At 63.6% G+C, this 17,685-nt stretch carries 16 protein-coding genes; 8 read left to right on the top strand and 8 right to left on the bottom strand.

Annotated features, from left to right (window positions below; all coding sequences use genetic code 11):
- Positions 1-17: 17 nt before the first annotated feature.
- The 5 genes from KVX96_RS12205 (at position 18) to KVX96_RS12225 (ending at position 6,115) form a co-directional block, all read left to right on the top strand.
- Positions 18-1,535, top strand: a complete 1,518-nt coding sequence (locus KVX96_RS12205; RefSeq protein WP_261194758.1) for an ABC transporter ATP-binding protein — start codon at positions 18-20, stop codon at positions 1,533-1,535.
- Positions 1,535-2,599: an ABC transporter permease gene (locus KVX96_RS12210; protein ID WP_261194760.1), complete on the top strand. Its 1,065-nt coding sequence runs from the start codon at positions 1,535-1,537 to the stop codon at positions 2,597-2,599. The genes KVX96_RS12205 and KVX96_RS12210 overlap by 1 nt, the downstream gene beginning before the upstream one ends.
- Entirely contained in the window at positions 2,599-3,540 is a 942-nt protein-coding gene (locus KVX96_RS12215) for an ABC transporter permease (protein ID WP_261195448.1), read from the top strand. Before KVX96_RS12210 ends, KVX96_RS12215 begins: the two co-directional genes overlap by 1 nt.
- 115 nt (positions 3,541-3,655) lie before the next feature.
- The gene (locus KVX96_RS12220; protein ID WP_261194761.1) at positions 3,656-4,948 is read left to right on the top strand and encodes an amidohydrolase family protein; all 1,293 of its coding nucleotides are present in this window, start codon (positions 3,656-3,658) and stop codon (positions 4,946-4,948) included.
- Between the two features lie 108 nt (positions 4,949-5,056).
- The gene (locus KVX96_RS12225) at positions 5,057-6,115 is read left to right on the top strand and encodes a Gfo/Idh/MocA family protein (RefSeq protein ID WP_261194763.1); all 1,059 of its coding nucleotides are present in this window, start codon (positions 5,057-5,059) and stop codon (positions 6,113-6,115) included.
- An 85-nt stretch (positions 6,116-6,200) separates the two neighbouring features.
- On the opposite strand, the gene KVX96_RS12230 is transcribed toward KVX96_RS12225, so the two are convergent.
- From KVX96_RS12230 to KVX96_RS12250, 5 genes are all read right to left on the bottom strand, one after another.
- On the bottom strand, positions 6,201-8,402 hold the full coding sequence (locus KVX96_RS12230; protein WP_261194764.1) for a 3-hydroxyacyl-CoA dehydrogenase NAD-binding domain-containing protein: 2,202 nt from the start codon (positions 8,400-8,402) through the stop codon (positions 6,201-6,203).
- Positions 8,399-8,872 (bottom strand): cupin domain-containing protein, encoded by a 474-nt coding sequence (locus KVX96_RS12235; protein ID WP_261194765.1) that lies wholly within the window; start codon positions 8,870-8,872, stop codon positions 8,399-8,401. Before KVX96_RS12235 ends, KVX96_RS12230 begins: the two co-directional genes overlap by 4 nt.
- Before the next feature lie 9 nt (positions 8,873-8,881).
- Positions 8,882-10,093, bottom strand: a complete 1,212-nt coding sequence (locus KVX96_RS12240) for an acetyl-CoA C-acetyltransferase (RefSeq protein WP_261194766.1) — start codon at positions 10,091-10,093, stop codon at positions 8,882-8,884.
- Positions 10,094-10,171: 78 nt separating this feature from the next.
- A complete protein-coding gene (locus tag KVX96_RS12245) occupies positions 10,172-11,329 on the bottom strand; it encodes an acyl-CoA dehydrogenase family protein (RefSeq protein ID WP_261194767.1) in 1,158 nt (385 codons plus the stop codon).
- Positions 11,330-13,105: an acyl-CoA dehydrogenase C-terminal domain-containing protein gene (locus tag KVX96_RS12250; RefSeq protein WP_261194768.1), complete on the bottom strand. Its 1,776-nt coding sequence runs from the start codon at positions 13,103-13,105 to the stop codon at positions 11,330-11,332.
- 346 nt (positions 13,106-13,451) lie between these two features.
- On the opposite strand from KVX96_RS12250, the gene KVX96_RS12255 reads away from it, so the two are divergent.
- The gene (locus tag KVX96_RS12255) at positions 13,452-13,739 is read left to right on the top strand and encodes an SCP2 sterol-binding domain-containing protein (protein ID WP_261194769.1); all 288 of its coding nucleotides are present in this window, start codon (positions 13,452-13,454) and stop codon (positions 13,737-13,739) included.
- 41 nt (positions 13,740-13,780) lie between these two features.
- Here KVX96_RS12255 and KVX96_RS12260 read toward each other — a convergent pair whose 3' ends face one another.
- Positions 13,781-14,224, bottom strand: coding sequence for a CoxG family protein (locus KVX96_RS12260; protein ID WP_261194770.1), 444 nt, complete (start codon positions 14,222-14,224; stop codon positions 13,781-13,783).
- A 75-nt stretch (positions 14,225-14,299) separates the two neighbouring features.
- Positions 14,300-14,704, bottom strand: a complete 405-nt coding sequence (locus KVX96_RS12265; RefSeq protein ID WP_261194771.1) for a hypothetical protein — start codon at positions 14,702-14,704, stop codon at positions 14,300-14,302.
- Positions 14,705-14,835: 131 nt separating this feature from the next.
- Between KVX96_RS12265 and KVX96_RS12270 the strand changes: the two genes are divergently transcribed.
- On the top strand, positions 14,836-15,843 hold the full coding sequence (locus KVX96_RS12270; protein WP_261194772.1) for a hypothetical protein: 1,008 nt from the start codon (positions 14,836-14,838) through the stop codon (positions 15,841-15,843).
- 5 nt (positions 15,844-15,848) lie between these two features.
- Here the strand turns inward: KVX96_RS12270 and KVX96_RS12275 are convergent, their stop codons facing one another.
- Positions 15,849-16,217, bottom strand: coding sequence for a hypothetical protein (locus KVX96_RS12275; protein ID WP_261194773.1), 369 nt, complete (start codon positions 16,215-16,217; stop codon positions 15,849-15,851).
- A gap of 175 nt (positions 16,218-16,392) precedes the next feature.
- On the opposite strand from KVX96_RS12275, the gene KVX96_RS12280 reads away from it, so the two are divergent.
- Complete coding sequence (locus KVX96_RS12280; RefSeq protein ID WP_261194774.1) at positions 16,393-17,679, top strand: O-acetylhomoserine aminocarboxypropyltransferase/cysteine synthase family protein; 1,287 nt, start codon at positions 16,393-16,395, stop codon at positions 17,677-17,679.
- The last annotated feature ends 6 nt before the right edge of the window (positions 17,680-17,685 follow it).

The following is a 17,685-nucleotide window of genomic DNA, read 5'->3' on the forward strand; positions in this document are numbered from 1 at the left end:
TGGCCCGGCAGCCCCCCATGGAGAAAGACATCGTTCTGGCCCTTTCCGGGCTGACCAAACGGTTCGGCCCCGTGCTGGCGGCCGATCAGATCAGCCTGACCTTGCGCCGGGGCGAAGTGCTCGCCCTGCTGGGCGAAAACGGCGCAGGCAAGACGACGCTGATGAACATGCTCTTCGGCCACTACACGCCTGATGCGGGCCATGTGGAGGTGAGCGATTTCAAAGGCGGCACCCTGCGCCTGCCTCCCGGCCATCCGCAGGCCGCCATCGATGCCGGGGTCGGCATGGTGCACCAGCATTTCACGCTCGCCGAGAACCTGAACGTGATCGACAACATCCTGCTCGGCTCAGAGCCGCTTTTCGCCTTCCGCCGCGATCACAAGGCGGCACGGGAAAAGGTGCGCAAGCTGATGGAGGACACCGGCCTGCATGTCCCGATGGAGGCCCGCGTGGGCGAGCTGTCGGTGGGCGAGCGGCAGCGCGTCGAGATCCTGAAAGCTCTCTTCCGCGAGACCCGCATCCTCGTGCTTGATGAGCCCACCGCCGTGCTCACCCCGCAGGAGGCCGACGGGCTGTTTGTCGCCTTGCGCGCCATCGTCAAACGCGGGCTCTCGGTGATCTTCATTTCCCACAAGATGCGGGAAGTCTTGAGTTTTTCAGATCGCATCGCCGTGCTGCGCCATGGGGTGAAAGTGGGCGAAATGGCCACGGCAGACGCCGACCGCGCCGCCATCGCCCGCATGATGGTGGGGGCGGAAACCGAACTGCCCGAGCGCGACACCGTCTCCCCCGGCGCACCGATCCTGAGGTTTTCGGACGTCCACCTGCCCGGCGAAGGCGCGCGGGCCGGGCTGAACGGCGCAAGCTTCACCCTGCATGAGGGCGAGGTTCTGGGCATCGCGGGCGTCTCCGGCAATGGCCAATCCGCACTCGCGCGGCTGATCTCGGGCCTTGCCGCGCCAATGGGCGGGGCGATGGAGCTGATGGGCCAGTCGATCACCACCGCCAGCCCCGCCGCGATGATCAAGGCAGGGGTGGGCCGCATCCCCGAAGATCGCCACCACGACGGCGTGATTTCGGCGATGAGCGTGGCCGAAAACATGGTGCTGGAGCGGCTGGACGACCCGGAGATCCAGACGCGCGGCTTTCTGAACAAGCCCGCCATGAAGGCCAATGCCGAGCGGCTTTCAAGCGAATACGACGTGCGCGGCCCCGGTATCTCCGCCCGCGCCACGCTGCTTTCGGGCGGCAACATCCAGAAGCTGATCCTTGCCCGCGTGCTGGACCGCGCGCCCAAACTGATCCTTGCCAACCAGCCCACGCGGGGGCTGGATTTCGGGGCTGCCGGAGACGTGGGCCGCCGCCTGCTTGCAGCGCGCCGCGAGGGCGCGGGCGTGATCCTGATCAGCGAGGATCTTGATGAAATCCTTCAACTGGCAGACCGCATCCTCGTGATGCATTCCGGCCAGTTGAGCGAGACCGACAGCCGCGATCGCGCGGCCATCGGCCTTTTGATGGCGGGGCAGGCAGCCTGATGCAGATCGAACAAAGACAATCACAGAACCCATTGATCGGGCTCCTTGTTCCCGTTGCGAGCGCCCTCGTGGCGCTGGCGCTGGCGGCGATCCCGCTGGCCTTCGCCGGGGCCGACATCGGCGCAGCCTACCAGCAGATGTGGCAGGGCGTCTTCGGCTCCCGTTTCGCCTTCACCGAGATGCTCACCCGCGCCACGCCGCTGATCTTCACAGGCCTCGCCGCCGCCATCGCCTTTCAGGCGCGGCTCTGGAACATCGGCGCGGAAGGGCAGCTCTATCTTGGCGCGCTGGCCGCTGTCTGGGTCGGCACCGGCATGATCGACGGGCCGATGGTCTTGATGATCCCGCTGGTGATCTTCGCAGGCGCCGTGGCCGGCGGGCTGGGCATGGTTGGCCCCGCCTATTTGCGCACGCGGTTTGGCGCGGATGAGGTTGTCACCTCGCTCCTGCTGAACTTCATCATCCTGATCTTTGTGCAGATGATGCTGGAGGGCCCGTTCAAGGATCCGATGGGGCTGGGCTGGCCGCAAAGCGAGCCCATCATCGAGGCCGCCGCCCTGCCCAAGCTGATGCCGAAGATGCGCATTCACGCCGGGCTGATCCTCGCGCTGATCTGCGCGGTGGTGGCGCAGGTGATGCTGACGCGCTCCACCTGGGGCTTTCGCGTGCGCGCTGTGGGGGCAAACCCGGCCGCCGCGCGCCACGCCGGAATCAACGTCAATCGCACGCTGATGGGCGTCGCCATGATCTCCGGCGCGCTGGCCGGGCTGGCGGGCGTGTCGGAAGTCGCCGGGCTGAAGGGCTACCTGACGGCGGATCTCTCGCCGGGCTTCGGCTACACAGGCATCGTTGTCGCCATGCTCGCGGGGCTTTCGCCGGTGGGCGTGGTGATCTCCGCCCTCTTCATCGCCTCGGTCTTCGTGGGCGCGGACAGCATGAGCCGCGCCATGGGCGTTTCGAGCTACCTGGCCGATCTCACCGTGGCGCTTTCGCTGATCTGCGTGATCGTGGGCGGCTTCTTCGGGCGCTTCCGCATCCGCTTCGGCCAGGGAGCGGCGGCATGATGGACATCCTGCAGATCTTCCTCTCCGAAAGCTTCTGGGCGGCGTCCTTACGCATCGCCACGCCGCTGATCTTCGGCGTCATGGGCGCGCTGCTCTGCGAGCGCGCGGGCGTGTTGAACCTCGGCATCGAAGGCATCTTCGCCGCCGGGGCCATGGCCGGCTGGATGGCCGTTTGGCTCGGCGCGCCGCTTTGGCTCGGCGTCGGGGCGGCTGCCTGCGCCGGGGCGTTCTTCGGCGCGTTGCACGCCACGCTCACGGTGCCGCTGGGGCTGTCCCAGCACGTCTCGGGGCTTGGCATCACCATGCTGGCGACCTCGGCAAGCTATTTCCTCTACCGCACCGCCCTGCCCGACGTCACCTCGCCCCCGCGCATCACCCCTTTCCAGCCGCTGAACTGGCCCGTGGTGAGCGACATTCCCTTCATCGGGCCGGTCTTCTTCGGCCAGACGGCCCTCACGTGGCTTGCGCTCTTCACCGTGCTCGCCGTCTGGTGGCTGCTGGCGCGCACGCCGCTGGGGGTGGCGCTGAAGGCGGTGGGCGACAACCCCGATGCGGTGAACGCGCAGGGCCTCTCCGTTTACCGCCTGCGCTTTGGCGCGGTGATGGCGGGCTCGGCTTTGATGGCCATAGGCGGGGCCTTCCTGACGATGAGCGCCTTTGACGCCTTCTTCTTCGGCATGGTCAACGGGCGCGGCTGGATCTGCATTGCGCTGGTGATTTTTGCAAGCTGGCGCCCGGGCCGCGCGCTCTTCGGCGCGATCCTCTTTGGCATGTTCGACGCGCTGCAGGTGCGCTTGCAGACCGAAGCGGGCGCGGTGGTGCCGAGCCAGGTCTTCCTGATGACGCCTTATGTGCTTTCGATCATCGCGCTGGTGCTGGTGGCCCGGAAGGCCGATTATCCCCGCGCGCTGCTGCAGCCCTGGTTCAAGGGGCAACGATAAACACCACGTCTCGCCCGGCGCACGCCGGGCAGCCCCCGGCCGCCCCCACGGGCGGGGGCTTTCAGCCCCACTCCCGCGGCCGGGGACCGCCCTACCGTTTCGAGAGCGCCCGAATATGTTCGACCTCCTAATCACTAACGCCACCCTACCGGACGGGCGCACGGGCCAGTCCATCGCCTGCACAAACGGCAAGATCATCGCCATCGCGCCGGACCTGCCTCATGAGGCGGGTGAAATCCTCGACGCCACCGGCCTCCTCGTCGCGCCACCCTTCGTGGATCCGCATTTCCACATGGACGCCACGCTGTCGCTCGGAACGCCCCGGCTCAACACCTCCGGCACACTGCTGGAAGGCATCGCGCTCTGGGGCGAACTGAAGCCGGTGCAGAGCATCGACCAGATCATCGCGCGCGCTCTAAGCTACTGCGATCTGGCCGTCTCCAAGGGCATGGGCGCGATCCGCACCCACGTGGACATCTGCGACGACGAACTCAAAGGCGTACAGGCGCTGCTGGAGGTGCGCGAGGCGATCAAACCCTATCTCGATCTGCAGCTCGTCGCCTTCCCGCAGGACGGCGTTCTGCGGGATCCAACCGCCCACGCCAACCTGATCCGCGCGCTGGACATGGGGGTGGAGATCGTCGGCGGCATCCCTCATTTCGAACGCACCATGGAGCAAGGTGCCGAAAGCGTGCGCCTGCTGTGTGAGATCGCAGCGGAGCGCGGGCTGATGGTGGACATGCATTGCGATGAGACCGACGATCCCATGAGCCGCCACGTGGAGACGCTGGCGGCTGAAACCATCCGGCTGGGCCTGCAGGGCCGCGTGGCCGGCAGCCACCTGACGTCCATGCACTCGATGGACAACTACTACGTCTCCAAACTGATCCCTTTGATCGCGGAAAGCGGGATGCACGCGATCCCCAACCCGCTGATTAACATCATGCTGCAGGGCCGCCATGACAGCTACCCCAAGCGGCGCGGCCAGACCCGCGTGCGCGAGCTGCGCGATGCCGGGATCAACGTGGGCTTCGGCTCCGATTGCGTGATGGATCCGTGGTATTCGCTGGGCACCGGCGACATGCTGGACGTCGCCTTCATGGGGCTGCACGTGGGCCAGCTTTCAAGCCGCGCCGACATGCGCTGGTGCTTTGACGCGGTGACGGTGAATTCCGCCAAAGCCATGGGGCTGGAAGGCTACGGGCTGGTGGTGGGCTGCGATGCGAGCTTCAACATCCTGCAGGCCGCAGACCCGATCGAGACCATCCGCCTGCGCGCCACGCGGCTTTCGGTGGTGCGCAAGGGCAAGGTGATTGCCCGCACCGCGCCCAGCAAAACCGCGCTGGACCTGCCGGGGCGGCCCGAAGAGTTGCGGCCGGAAACCTACGCCCCGAAGGCCGCAGAGTAGAACGGACAATCGCCGCGCCGCGGCGCGGGTAAACCTATTCGCGACATACGGAAAAATCAGATTGGATCGGCGCAAGCGCGTCCTCCATAGAAAGAAGGACAAGAAACGATGGCCAAATCGGCAGACCAAGGGCGCGTCGGTGTCGCGCTGATCGGGGCGGGCATGATCGCAAGAACCCACGTGGCCGCCTTATCGGGCGCGCAGGGCGTGGCGCGGCTTGCAACCATCGTTTCACGCAGGCCCGAGCGCGCGCGTCCTCTTGCCGAATACTACGATGGCGATGCCCCAAGCTTTTCGGCCGATCTTTCGGCGGTTGCGGCAGACCCGTCCATTCCTGTCGCCATCGTTGCAACCCCTCCGCGTGTGCGCAAAGCGGTGATCGAGGAACTGGCCAAGGCCGGCACGCATATTCTTCTGGAGAAGCCCGTCGCGCGGAGCCCGGACGAGGCGCTTGAAATCGTCGAGATCTGTGAGCGCGAAGGCGTGATGCTCGGGGTTCTGTTTCAACACAGGATGCGCGCCCCCTCGCTTGCGGCAGCCCGCCATGTTGCAAGCGGTGCGCTCGGGAAACTCGGCGTTGTGGAAATCGCCGTGCCCTTGTGGCGCGATCAATCCTACTACGATGAGCTAGGCCGTGGCACCTATGCTCGGGATGGCGGCGGCGTCATGATCACCAACGCGATCCACAGCATCGATCTTGCGCTCAGCCTGACCGGCCCTGTGACCCGTGTACAGGCCATGACGGCAACCTCCCCCCTGCACCGGATGGAAGCCGAGGATTTCGCGGTCGCCGGATTGCAGTTCGCAAGCGGGGCCGTCGGCTCTTTCGTCGCCAGCACCGCCATGTTCCCACACCGGACCGAAGTCATCCGGCTTCATTTCGAGAACGCGAGCCTGAAACTGGACAAAAACGCGCTTGAAATCAGTTGGCGCGATGGGCGCAGCGAATTGGAAGCACAGGATGCCGCACACGAAACCTTGAGCGCGCAAGCGGGCGGCAGGCACGAATGGCATCAAGCCGTGATCGAGGATTTCATCGACGCCCTGCGCCACGGCCGCAAACCGATGGTCACCGGGCGCGAAGCGCTCATCTCCCAACGCCTGATTGCGGCAATAGAGACATCCTCGCGCACCGGACGCCCCGTCGATTTAACAGAGGAGGCTTAGCCCCCGGCCGGCATCTGCTCTCTGGCCCCAAACAAAAAAGCCGGCCCCGAAAGGCCGGCTCTTCTTTTCAGTTGCTAGAACCCGATCAGGCGGCTTGCGCCGTCTTGTCGAAGCGCACGTAGAAGCTTTCGCCTTTCGCCGCCATTTCGCGCAGCAGTGCAGGCGTTTGGAAGCGCTCGCCGTAGGTCGCCGTCAAGTAGTCCGTCATCTCGACGGCCTTCTTAGCGCCGAGGATGTCGAGCCAGCTGAACGGGCCGCCGGACCAGGGCATGAAACCCCAGCCGAGGATCGCGCCCACGTCGCCTTCGCGGATGTCTTCCAGCACGCCGCTTTCCAGCGCGCGGACGGCTTCCAGCGTCTGCGCCATGGCGAGGCGGTTCTGCACATCTTCAAAGCTCGGCTGCTCTGCCGCCACCGGCCAGTTCTCGGCCAGACCTTCCCAAAGGAAGCCGCGCTTGCCTTTGTCGTCGTAGTCGTAGAAGCCGGCGTTGGATTTGCGGCCCAGACGGCCTTCGTCAAACAGCTTGAACAGCACGTCGTCCGAGGGGCTCTCCGGGTAGGCATCGCCCATCGCGGCCTTGGTCGCCTTGGCGATTTTCACACCGAGGTCGATGGAGGTCTCGTCGGTCAACTGCAGCGGGCCAAGCGGCATGCCGAGCTGTTTCGCCGCGTTCTCGATCACCGCCGGGCTCACGCCCTCGGCCACCATGCGCACACCCTCGTTGATGTAGGGGATGATGCAGCGGTTGGCGTAGAAGAAGCGCTCGTCGTTCACTACGATGGGCGTCTTCTTGATCTGACGCACGAAGTCGAGCGCCTTGGCCACGGCTTCCGGCCCTGTGTTCGCGCCCTTGATGATCTCCACGAGGTTCATCTTGTGCACGGGCGAGAAGAAGTGGATGCCGATGAAGCGCTCATCGTTGCGCGAGGCTTTCGCCAGTTCGGTGATCGGCAGGGTGGAGGTGTTGGTGGCGAAGATTGCATCGGCATCAAGACGTGCCTCGGCTTCCTTCGTCACGCCGGCCTTCACGCCCACATCCTCGAACACCGCTTCCACGATCAGGTCACAGCCCTTCAGATCGTCGTAGTTGTCGGTCGCCTTGATGCGGCCCAGAACCTCGGCCTTCTTCTCTTCGGTCACCTTCTTGCGCTTGATGCCGCCGTCCAGAATGCTCTCGGCATGGGCTTTGCCCTTGTCGGCAGACTCCTGCTTCATGTCCAGCAGCACGACCTCGATACCGACGTTGGCGGAGACGTAAGCAATGCCTGCGCCCATCATGCCTGCGCCCAGAACGCCGAGCTTCTTCACGCTCATGTCGGCCACGCCCTCGGGGCGGACCGCGCCTTTTTCCAGTGCACCCTTGTTGATGAAGAGCGAGCGGATCATGGCGGCGGAGGACGGGTTCATCAGAACCTTGGTGAACTGGCGGGCCTCGATTTTCAGTGCCACTTCGGTGGGCACCTGCGCGGCTTCATACATCACCTGAATGGCCGCCTTGGCCGCCGGGTAGGCGCCTTGCGTCTTGCTCTGCACGATGGCGGACATGCCCACGTAGGTCATGAAGCCGGCCGGGTGATAGGGCGCGCCTCCGGGCATCTTGTAGCCCTTGGCATCCCAGGGTTTCACCAGATCGGCCGGTTTGGCGTTTTTCACCCAGTCCTTGGCGGTGGCGATCAGTTCGTCTTCGGCCACGACCTCTTCGATCACGCCCAGAGCCTTGGCTTTTTTCGGGTCCAGCGCCTTGCCTTCAAGGATCAGGGAAGAGGCGTTCATCGCGCCCAGCTTCTTCGTCAGGCGCACGGTGCCGCCGCCGCCGGGGAAGATGCCGACCATGATTTCGGGCAAGCCGATGCGGCCCTTGCCTTCAGCGGCAAAGATGCGGTGCGTAGCGAGCGGCAGTTCGAGGCCAAGGCCAAGCGCCGTGCCCTTGATCGCCGCGACGATCGGCTTGCCGCCTTTCTTGGTCTTCTTGTCCATGCCCGCCAGTTCGATCTTGCGGAACAGTTCATGGATTTTCATGGTGCCGTCAAAAACGCCCTGCGCCGGGTTCTCGGCGTTGGCGGTTTTCATCTTGGCCAGAACGTTCAGATCCATACCGGCGGCGAAATCGCGCTTGCCGGTGGTGATCACGGCGCCCTTGATGGCCTCGTCGCTCAGCACCCTCTCGATGTGGGCATCCAGTTCGGCGAGCCCTTCCTCAGAGCCCACGTTCATGGATTTGCCTTCGCAATCCCAGGTGATGGTGGCGATGCCGTCGGCATCTACGTCAAAGTGAAAATCGGTCATTCTTTCTCTCCCTCGTAGGGCGATCCGTCCTTGTGGGTGAAGCGGGCTTGGCCCCCCTCCATATGCACCTCAAGGTCGATGTCGGAATAGGTTGCGCGCTCAGGGTCCATCTTGGAGCCCACCACGAGAAACGCCGCCGCCTGATCCGTGCGGTTGATGAAATGATGGCCGTTTGCCTCCCCTGCAGGGAACGCGGCGCAGTCGCCCACGGCCATCTCTGTTTCGCCTTCATCCATCACGAGCGTGCAGACGCCCTCTGTCACCATCACGAATTCATCTTCGCGGTGGTGCCAGTGGCGCAGGGACGACACCGCCCCCGGCGCAAGCTGCACGAGGTTGACGCCAAACTGCGTCAGCCCCCCGGCCTGCCCGAGACGCTGTGAAGTGCGCCCCGCAACCATCGCGGCATAGGGTGCCGGATAGATGGAGCCCGTCTTCACAGGTGCCTTCTCCTTGTCGATCACGCCCATGATGTCAGATCACACGCGTTCGATGACGGTGGCAGCGCCCATGCCGGCAGCAACGCAGAGCGTGGCCATGCCAACGCCCTTGCCGGTGCGCTCCAGTTCATCAAGCAGCGTGCCGATGATCATCGCGCCGGTTGCGCCCAGCGGGTGGCCCATGGCAATCGCGCCGCCGTTCACGTTGACCTTGTCGTGGTCCACATCGAACGCCTGCATGAAGCGCAGCACAACGGCGGCGAAGGCTTCGTTGACCTCGAACAGGTCGATGTCGTTGATGCCCATGCCGGTTTCGCGCAGCAGCTTTTCCGTCATCGGCACGGGGCCGGTGAGGTTCATCGTCGGGTCGGTGCCGATCTTGCCGGTGTAGGTGATCTTGGCGCGCGGCTTCAGGCCGTATTTCTCGCCGTATTCCTTGGAGCCGATCAGCAGCGCTGCCGCACCATCCACGATGCCCGAGGAGTTCCCGGCGTGGTGGACGTGGTTCACCTTCTCAAGGTGCGGGTATTTCATCGTGACGAGGTTATCAAACCCCGGCATCACGGTGCCCATATCGGCGAAGGCCGCTTTCAGCCCGCCGAGGGACTGCATATCGGTGCCGGGGCGCATGTATTCGTCGTGGTCGAGGATCGTCAGGCCGCAGTCATCCTTGATCGGCACCACAGAGTTGGCGAAGCGCTTCTCTTCCCAGGCCTTGGCGGCGCGTTTCTGGGACTCCACGGAGTAGAGATCGCAGTCTTCGCGAGAGAAGCCGTATTCGGTGGCGATGATGTCCGAGGAGATGCCCTGCGGCACGAAGTAGGTTTTCTGGGCGAGGTAGGGATCCACCGCCATGGCACCGCCATCGGAGCCCATGGCCACGCGGCCCATCATCTCGACACCACCGGCGATATAGGCTTCGCCAGCGCCGCCTTTCACCTGGTTGGCGGCAAGGTTCACGGCTTCCATGCCGGAGGCGCAAAAGCGGTTGATCGAGAGGCCGGGCACCTGCTCGTCGAAATCGGAATAGAGCACGGAGGCGCGCGCGAGGCAGGCGCCGTTCTCGCCAACCTGGGTCACGTTGCCCCAGATCACATCCTCAACGGATTTCGTGTCGAGGTTGTTGCGCTCCTTGATCGTGTTGAGCACCTTGGCGCCCAGCGCCACCGAGGTGACCTCGTGCAGGCTGCCATCGGGCCGCCCCTTGCCCCGCGGGGAGCGAATGGCATCGTAAATATAGGCTTCGGACATCACGTCCTCCCTTCCAAATTGGATCTTTCCATCAGGCGGCCCGGGCCTCGAGCCGCCGAAACTTCTCTCAGGAACGCATCAAAGGTCGCGCGCGACCAGTTCCTTCATGATTTCGTTCGTGCCGCCGTAAATCCGCTGCACGCGGGCGTCGGTCCACATTTCGGCAACCGGGTATTCCGTCATGAAACCATAGCCGCCGTGCAGCTGCACGCATTCGTCGATCACCGCGTTCTGCTCGTCCGTCACGTAGTATTTGCAGGCCGCCGCTGTGGCGACGTCGAGCTTGCCCTGAAGATGGGCCACCATGCAGGCATCAAAGAAGCTGCGGGCCACCATCGTACGGGTCTTGCACTCGGCGAGCTTGAAGCGGGTGTTCTGGAACTGCATGAGGTTTCCGCCGAAGGCTTCGCGCTCCTTGCAATAGGTGATCGTGCGCTCCACCGCGCCTTCCATCGCGCCGATGGCACCGGCGGCGATCACGAGGCGCTCCTGCGGGAGCTGATCCATCATCTGGTAAAAGCCCTTGCCTTCTTCAAGGCCCAGCAGGTTTTCCGGGCGCAGCTCGACGTTGTCGAAAAACAGCTCGCTCGTATCGGCGGCCTTCATGCCCACCTTGTCGAGGTTGCGGCCCCGGCTGAAGCCCTTGCCTTCGCTTTCCGCGGCCTCGACCATCATCAACGAGATGCCCTTGGCGCGTTCCTTGGGATCGGTCTTGCAGGCCACGAGGATCAGATCGGCGTGCTGGCCGTTGGTGATGAAGGTCTTCTGGCCGGAGAGCTTGTAAACATTGCCCTCCTTCACGGCCTTCGTCTTCATCGCCTGCAGATCGCTGCCCGCGCCCGGCTCCGTCATGGCCAGCGCGGCGACAAGCTCGCCCGTGGCCATTTTCGGCAGCCAGCGCTGCTTCTGATCTTCGGTGCCGTAGGCGGTGATGTAATGGGCCACGATCGCGGAGTGGATCGGGTTGCCCCAGCTCGCGATATTGCCCTTGCCGCTTTCGATGGTGATCACGGCCTCATGGCCGAAATCGCCCCCGGCCCCGCCGAATTCTTCCGGCACCGAGGCGCAGAGGAGCCCAAGCTCCCCCGCTTCGTTCCAGCTTTCGCGGTCCATCATCCCGGCTTTGCGCCAGGCCTCGAACTTCGGGGCCCAACGCTCGGCGATGAACTGGGCGGTCATCTCGCCCAGCATCGCGTGTTCCTCCGTCATCCACGGAGATGACAGAGTGCCCAGCATTTAAAACGCCTCCGCGTCCAGCGCCATCACCGTCTCCGGGCCGCTTTCGATGCGGGCGCGGTGCATTTTGATGGCGGGCATCATGCGGGCCATGAAGTAACGGCCCGTCGTCAGCTTGTTCTGGTAGAAGGCTTCTTCCGAGGTGCCGGCGGCAAGCGCGATATTGGCCGCTTTCGCCATCTGGCCCCACATCAGCCCCAAGCAGACGTAGCCGAAGAGATGCAGGAAGTCGTTGGAGCCCGCCAACGCGGCGTTCGGGTTCTTCATGCCGTTTTGCATGAAATACATCATGCAGGCCTGCAGATCCTTGCTGGCATCCTTCAGAGGCTCGATGAAATCCTTCATCGCCTCGTCTTCCTTGTTCTCGCCGATGAAGCCCTTGACCATCTCGAAGAAGGCCATGGCGGGCTTGCCACCATCGGCCGCCAGCTTGCGGCCCACGAGATCAAGCGCCTGCACGCCGTTCGCGCCTTCGTAGATCATGGCGATCCGCGCATCACGGGCGAACTGGCTCATGCCCCATTCTTCGATGTAGCCATGGCCACCATAGACCTGCTGGGCCTGAATGGTCATGTCAAAGCCCTTGTCGGTCAGGAAACCCTTCACAACCGGGGTCAGCAGCGAGATCAGGCCGTCGGCGTCCTTGTCGCCATCGCGGTGGGCCTGGTCGATCATCATGGCGGACCAGAGGATGAAGGCACGGCCGCCTTCCACGAAGCTCTTCTGATCCATCAGCGAGCGGCGGATATCCGGGTGCACGATCAGCGGATCGGCGGGGCCGTCCGGGTTCTTCGCGCCGGTCACATCGCGGCCCTGCAGGCGGTCCTTGGCGTAGGCCACGGCGTTTTCATAGGCCACGGAGGCCTGCGCGAGGCCCTGCATGCCCACGCCGAGGCGCGCTTCGTTCATCATAGTGAACATCGCGCGCATGCCCTTGTGCTCTTCGCCGAGCAGGAAGCCGGTGGCGCCGTCGTAGTTCATCACGCAGGTGGAGTTGCCGTGGATGCCCATCTTCTCTTCGATGTTGCCCACAGCCACGCCGTTGCGCGCGCCCAGCGAGCCGTCTTCGTTGACCATGTATTTCGGCACGATGAAGAGCGACACACCCTTGATGCCTTCCGGGCCGCCCACGATCTTGGCCAGCACGAGGTGGATGATGTTCTCGCTCATGTCGTGTTCGCCGGCGGAGATGAAGATCTTCTGGCCGGTGATCTTGTAAGAGCCATCTTCCTGCGGCTCTGCCTTGGTGCGCATCAGGCCCAGATCGGTGCCGCAGTGGGGCTCCGTCAGGTTCATGGTGCCCGTCCATTCACAGGTGGCCATGTTGGGCAGGTAGGTTTGCTTCTGCTGATCGGAGCCGTGAGCGTAGATCGCGGAGGCCGCGCCGTGGGTCAGGCCGCCGTACATCGCGAAGGCCATGTTAGCGGAGCTCATCATCTCACCAATAGCGGTGTTGAGCACGATCGGCATGCCCTGCCCGCCGTATTCCGGATCCATGTCCATGCCGTACCAGCCGCCGAGGCGCACTTCGTCAAAAGCTTTCTTAAAGCCGGTGGGCGTGGTCACCACACCGTTTTCCAGCTTGCAGCCCTCTTTGTCGCCCACCACGTTCAGCGGGGCCAGCACATCGCGGCTGATCTTGGCGGCTTCTTCCAGAACGGCGCCGGTGAAATCCTCGGCCAGATCGTCAAAGCCGGGGATCGGGCTTTCGTGCACTTTCAGGACGTCATGCAGGACGAACTGCAGATCGCGGGTCGGAGCGTTGTATGTCGGCATTGGTCTCTCCCAAAATTCGCGGATGCGCCGACTCAACTTTGGGGAGGTTCGCAAAGCCACCCCCCCGCCGCTCCCCGGCGCCCTTGGCTTTCCTGCATAATATGACAGACCGTGGGGGGGCGGTTTCAAGGCGAAAACTTCACGCGCACGTCAAGTCACGCAACGTCGTTTTTGCAGCTAAGCCATTCTAAGAAAAAGGACGTAGCGTCGCGCATTTGAGAAAAAGCTTGCGCGAATTGGCGGCAAGCCTCACGCCCATGGGCAAGCATGCGACTGCGGGGCTGACAGAGACAGCGCGGCGGGGCATAGATTGACGATTACACAGCGCGAAACCGAGGCAAGGCATATGTCGGAATTCATTCAGAAGGTCATCAACGGCTTCAACAAGAACCTCTCCGGCAAGGAGATCGACGCGAGCTTCAAGTTCGTCTTCCCCGAAGGCACTGTCTTCGTGGACGAAAACGGCGCGCGCGAGGAAGACGCCCCGGCCGATTGCACGCTTACCATGAAGAGCGAGGTGTTCACCGGGCTCATCAAAGGCGAGGTCAACCCGGCCAAGGCTTTCATGCTGGGCAAGATCAAGGTCTCGGGCAACGTAATGAAAGCCCGAAAGCTGGGCGAGTTGCTCGGCTGATCGAAATGCAGTGCGCGGGCCTTAAGCCCGCGCAGGCTGGCTTACTCTGCGTCCATCAGGGTGGCGAAGCTTTCGAAGAATTTGCCCGAAAGCTTCTTGGCCGTGCTCTGGATCAGGCGGCTGCCAAGCTGGGCGATCTTGCCGCCCACATCGGCCTTGGCGGTGTAGCGCAGCAGCGTGCCATCGCCGTCTTCCTCAAGCACCACATCCGCGCCACCCTTGGCAAAACCGGCCGCGCCGCCGTTGCCTTGCCCCGCCAGCGAAAACGCATGGGGCGCGCCGTCGCGGTCCAGCGTCACCTCGCCGCCGAACTTGGCCTTCACCGGGCCGATCTTCAGCACGACCTTGGCTTCCAGCTGATCTTCGCTCACCTGCGTGAGTTCCTCGCAGCCGGGGATGCATTGCTTCAGCACCTCGGGATCATTCAGCGCCGCGTAGACGGCGTTCAGCGGCGCGTTGATGCGGATTTCGTCGCTCAGCTCCATGGCCGGCCTCCCTTTTATGCCAGTTCGCGGCCATGAAAGGCGCAAAGCCGCGCGATGCGCAACCGGTAAAGCGTTCTACGGCATCAGCACGGCGGCGCGCTCATAACTGGCCTCGGCGGTTTCGCCATCATCATAAGTGATGCGCACCTGCACCTGTTCCACATGGCCAAGCGGCATCGGCTCATAGGATTCCCGGCCATCGGCCTTGATCGCGTTGGGCTGGGCCTCGGCCTCGTAGCAGTCCTCCACCGTCCAGACCGCCATTTCGCCCCCGTTCACCGCATATTCGATCTGCGACAGCCCGCAGCGCCAGGCCTCCAAATGGGTGAAGTAGAGCAGATCCTCACCCTCATATTCGCGCAGAGCGATCCAATTGCCGCGCGTCGCCTCAAGGATCGGGCGCACCTCGGCGGCGGTGGTGAAATTCTGGGCATTCGCAGGAACGGCGGCCAGAAGCAGCAGGGCCAGAAATATGCGCATGAATGTCTCCTTTCGGGCAGCTTGGCAAAACACGCCGGAAATCTGTGGCTTGCGGAGAGAATACGGGTTCAGGCGCGGCGGGCGAGCCCCTATAGTCCAAGCAACGACACTTTCGACCAGGCCATCCCAGCATGACAGAGACCGCCGCAAAAAGCCAAAGCTACAACGTGGCCATCGTCGGCCAGCACGGGCGGCTGCAATATGAGGCGCTGCTGTTTCTGGCGAGCTTCCGCGCGGCGAACCCGGATTTCACCGGCAAGCTCTTTGTGCTGGAACCGCAGAAAACCGACAAATGGTGGAATGACCCTCGCATCCGCGACGAAGACGTCCGCGCGCTCATCACCGATGAATTCGGCGCCGAGATCCTGCCGTTCGAGAACCACCACTTCGGCGAATCCTACCCCTATGGCAACAAGATCGAAGGCTTGCTCGCCCTGCCCGAGGGTGAGCCCTTCGTGTTCTTCGACACCGACACGCTCGTCACCGGGCCGCTGTCGCGCGTGCCGTTTGATTTTGACCGCCCCTCGGCCTCGATGCGCCGCGAAGGCACATGGCCCACGATCGAGCTTTACGGCCCCGGCTATACCGAAATCTGGAAATCGCTCTACGACAAATTCGAGCTGGAGTTCGAAAGCTCGCTGGACCTCTCCAAACCCAACGAGTTCTGGGAGCGCTACCTCTATTTCAACGCGGGCTGGTTCTTCTACCGTTGCCCGAAAGCCTTCGGAGAACGCTTTCTTGAGTATGCGCTGGCAATCCGCGATGACGCGCCCGAAGCGCTCGTCTGCCAGAACCTTGACCCCTGGCTCGATCAGGTGGCACTGCCGCTTGTGATCCATTCCTTCGGCGGCGGGCGGGACACCATCCCGCCGGGCTTGCTCGATGGCGAAATCACCTGCCATTACCGCGTGCTGCCCATGGCCTATGCCCGCGAGGATGATCTTGTGATCACAACTCTGGAAACGGTAACTGCGCCCAACAAGATCAAGAAAACGTTGAAGAAATACGACGCGATGAAGCGGATGATCTATCAGGGCCGCGGCCAGAAAGTGCGCGCCATGTTTGATCGCGAAAACCTGCCCCATCGGGAGCAGGCCATTCGCAACCAGATCAAGCGCGCCAATTTCTGGATGCGCTAAACGCTTTAGATCAGCGTGTCGTCAAAGCCGCCGGGCGCGCCGGTTTTCACCATACGCTGGAAACCGCCGTCGGTGCCGAAGGTGCATTGGTAGTATTCGAACAGATCATTGCCGAAGGGCACCGTCACGTTCACTTCATAGCGGCCGTCAATCAGAGCGGCTTCGGTGGTGCGGATCGAGGTGGCGTCCACCGTCGTCGTGTCCGAGACGCTGCCCCGGCAGAAGGCGGGCATGTCCACCACGGCCAGCACCTGCGGCGCGCCGTTGCGGCTGCGGTTGGGATCTTCCGGGTTGGAGGACGGCACTTGCGAATTGCCCGAGCACGCGGCCAGCGCGGTGAGAATTCCGAGGCTGATGAGGGCGTTGCGGCGCATTGTTGACTCCGTTCTGCGGGAAAGGCGTTCCCCCGTTTGAACATTCGTTCCGCGCCAAGGTCAAGCGCTACGCCCCGGCACAGGCGAATCCCGCGCCCTGCTGTGACTTGCATGTTGTGGGGCCAGAAGCCTTGCCCTAACGTGACCGGCGACATTCCATTTGGGAGGAAAAGTGATGAGTGATGCCAAGCCCCAGGGCTTTGATACCCTGCAGATCCACGCCGGCGCGGCCCCCGATCCGGCCACCGGCGCGCGGCAGGTGCCGATCTACCAGACGACGGCCTATGTGTTCCGCGATGCTGAGCACGCCGCCGCGCTCTTCAACCTGCAGGAAGTGGGCTACATCTACTCCCGCCTGACCAACCCGACGGTGGGCGCGCTGGCCGATCGCATCTGCGCGCTGGAAGGCGGCACTGGTGCTGTCTGCTGCTCTTCGGGACATGCCGCACAGATCATGGCGCTCTTTCCGCTTATGGGGCCGGGCAAGAATATCGTCGCTTCCACAAGGCTTTACGGCGGGACCGTCACGCAGTTCTCGCAGACGATCAAGCGCTTCGGCTGGTCCTGCACCTTCGTTGATTTCGAAGATCACGCCGCCCTGCGCGCCGCCATCGATGACGACACCCGCGCGATCTTCTGTGAATCCATCGCCAACCCGGGCGGCTACATCACCGATCTGGACGCGATTTCGGCGATCTCCGATGAGGCCGGCCTGCCGCTGATCGTCGACAACACTTCGGCTTCGCCCTACCTCTGCAACCCGATCAAGCACGGCGCGACGCTGGTGGTGCATTCCACCACAAAATATCTCACAGGCAACGGCACCGTCACCGGCGGCTGCATCGTGGATTCCGGCAATTTCGACTGGTCGGCCTCCGGCAAGTTCCCCTCGCTGAGCGAGCCCGAGCCCGCCTACCACGGCCTCACCTTCCACGCCGCGCTTGGGCCGATGGCCTATACGTTCCACTCCATCGCCGTGGGCCTGCGCGATCTGGGCATGACGATGAACCCGCAGGGCGCGCATTACACGCTGATGGGCATCGAAACGCTCTCGCTGCGGATGCAGAAGCACGTGGAGAATGCCCAGAAAGTGGCCAGCTGGCTGGAAAGCCACACGGCGGTGGAGCGCGTGACCTACGCGGGCCTGCCCTCCTCGCCCTATGCCGAGCGCGCCAAGCGGATCTGCCCGCGCGGGGCGGGCGGCCTGTTCACCGTCGCGCTGAAGGGCGGCTATGACGCCTGCGTCAAGCTGGTGGACAGCCTTGAGCTGTTCTCCCATGTCGCCAACCTCGGCGATGCGCGTTCGCTGGTGATCCACTCGGCCTCCACCACCCACCGACAGCTTTCGCCGGAGCAGCAGGAGGCCGCAGGGGCCGCGCCCAACGTGGTGCGCCTGTCGATCGGGATCGAGGATCCGGCCGACATCATCGCCGATCTGGAGCAGGCGCTGGCGAAGGTGTGATGAGAT

Origin of the sequence: Pseudoruegeria sp. SHC-113 (genome assembly GCF_025376885.1) — a bacterium.
GTDB lineage: Bacteria > Pseudomonadota > Alphaproteobacteria > Rhodobacterales > Rhodobacteraceae > Pseudoruegeria.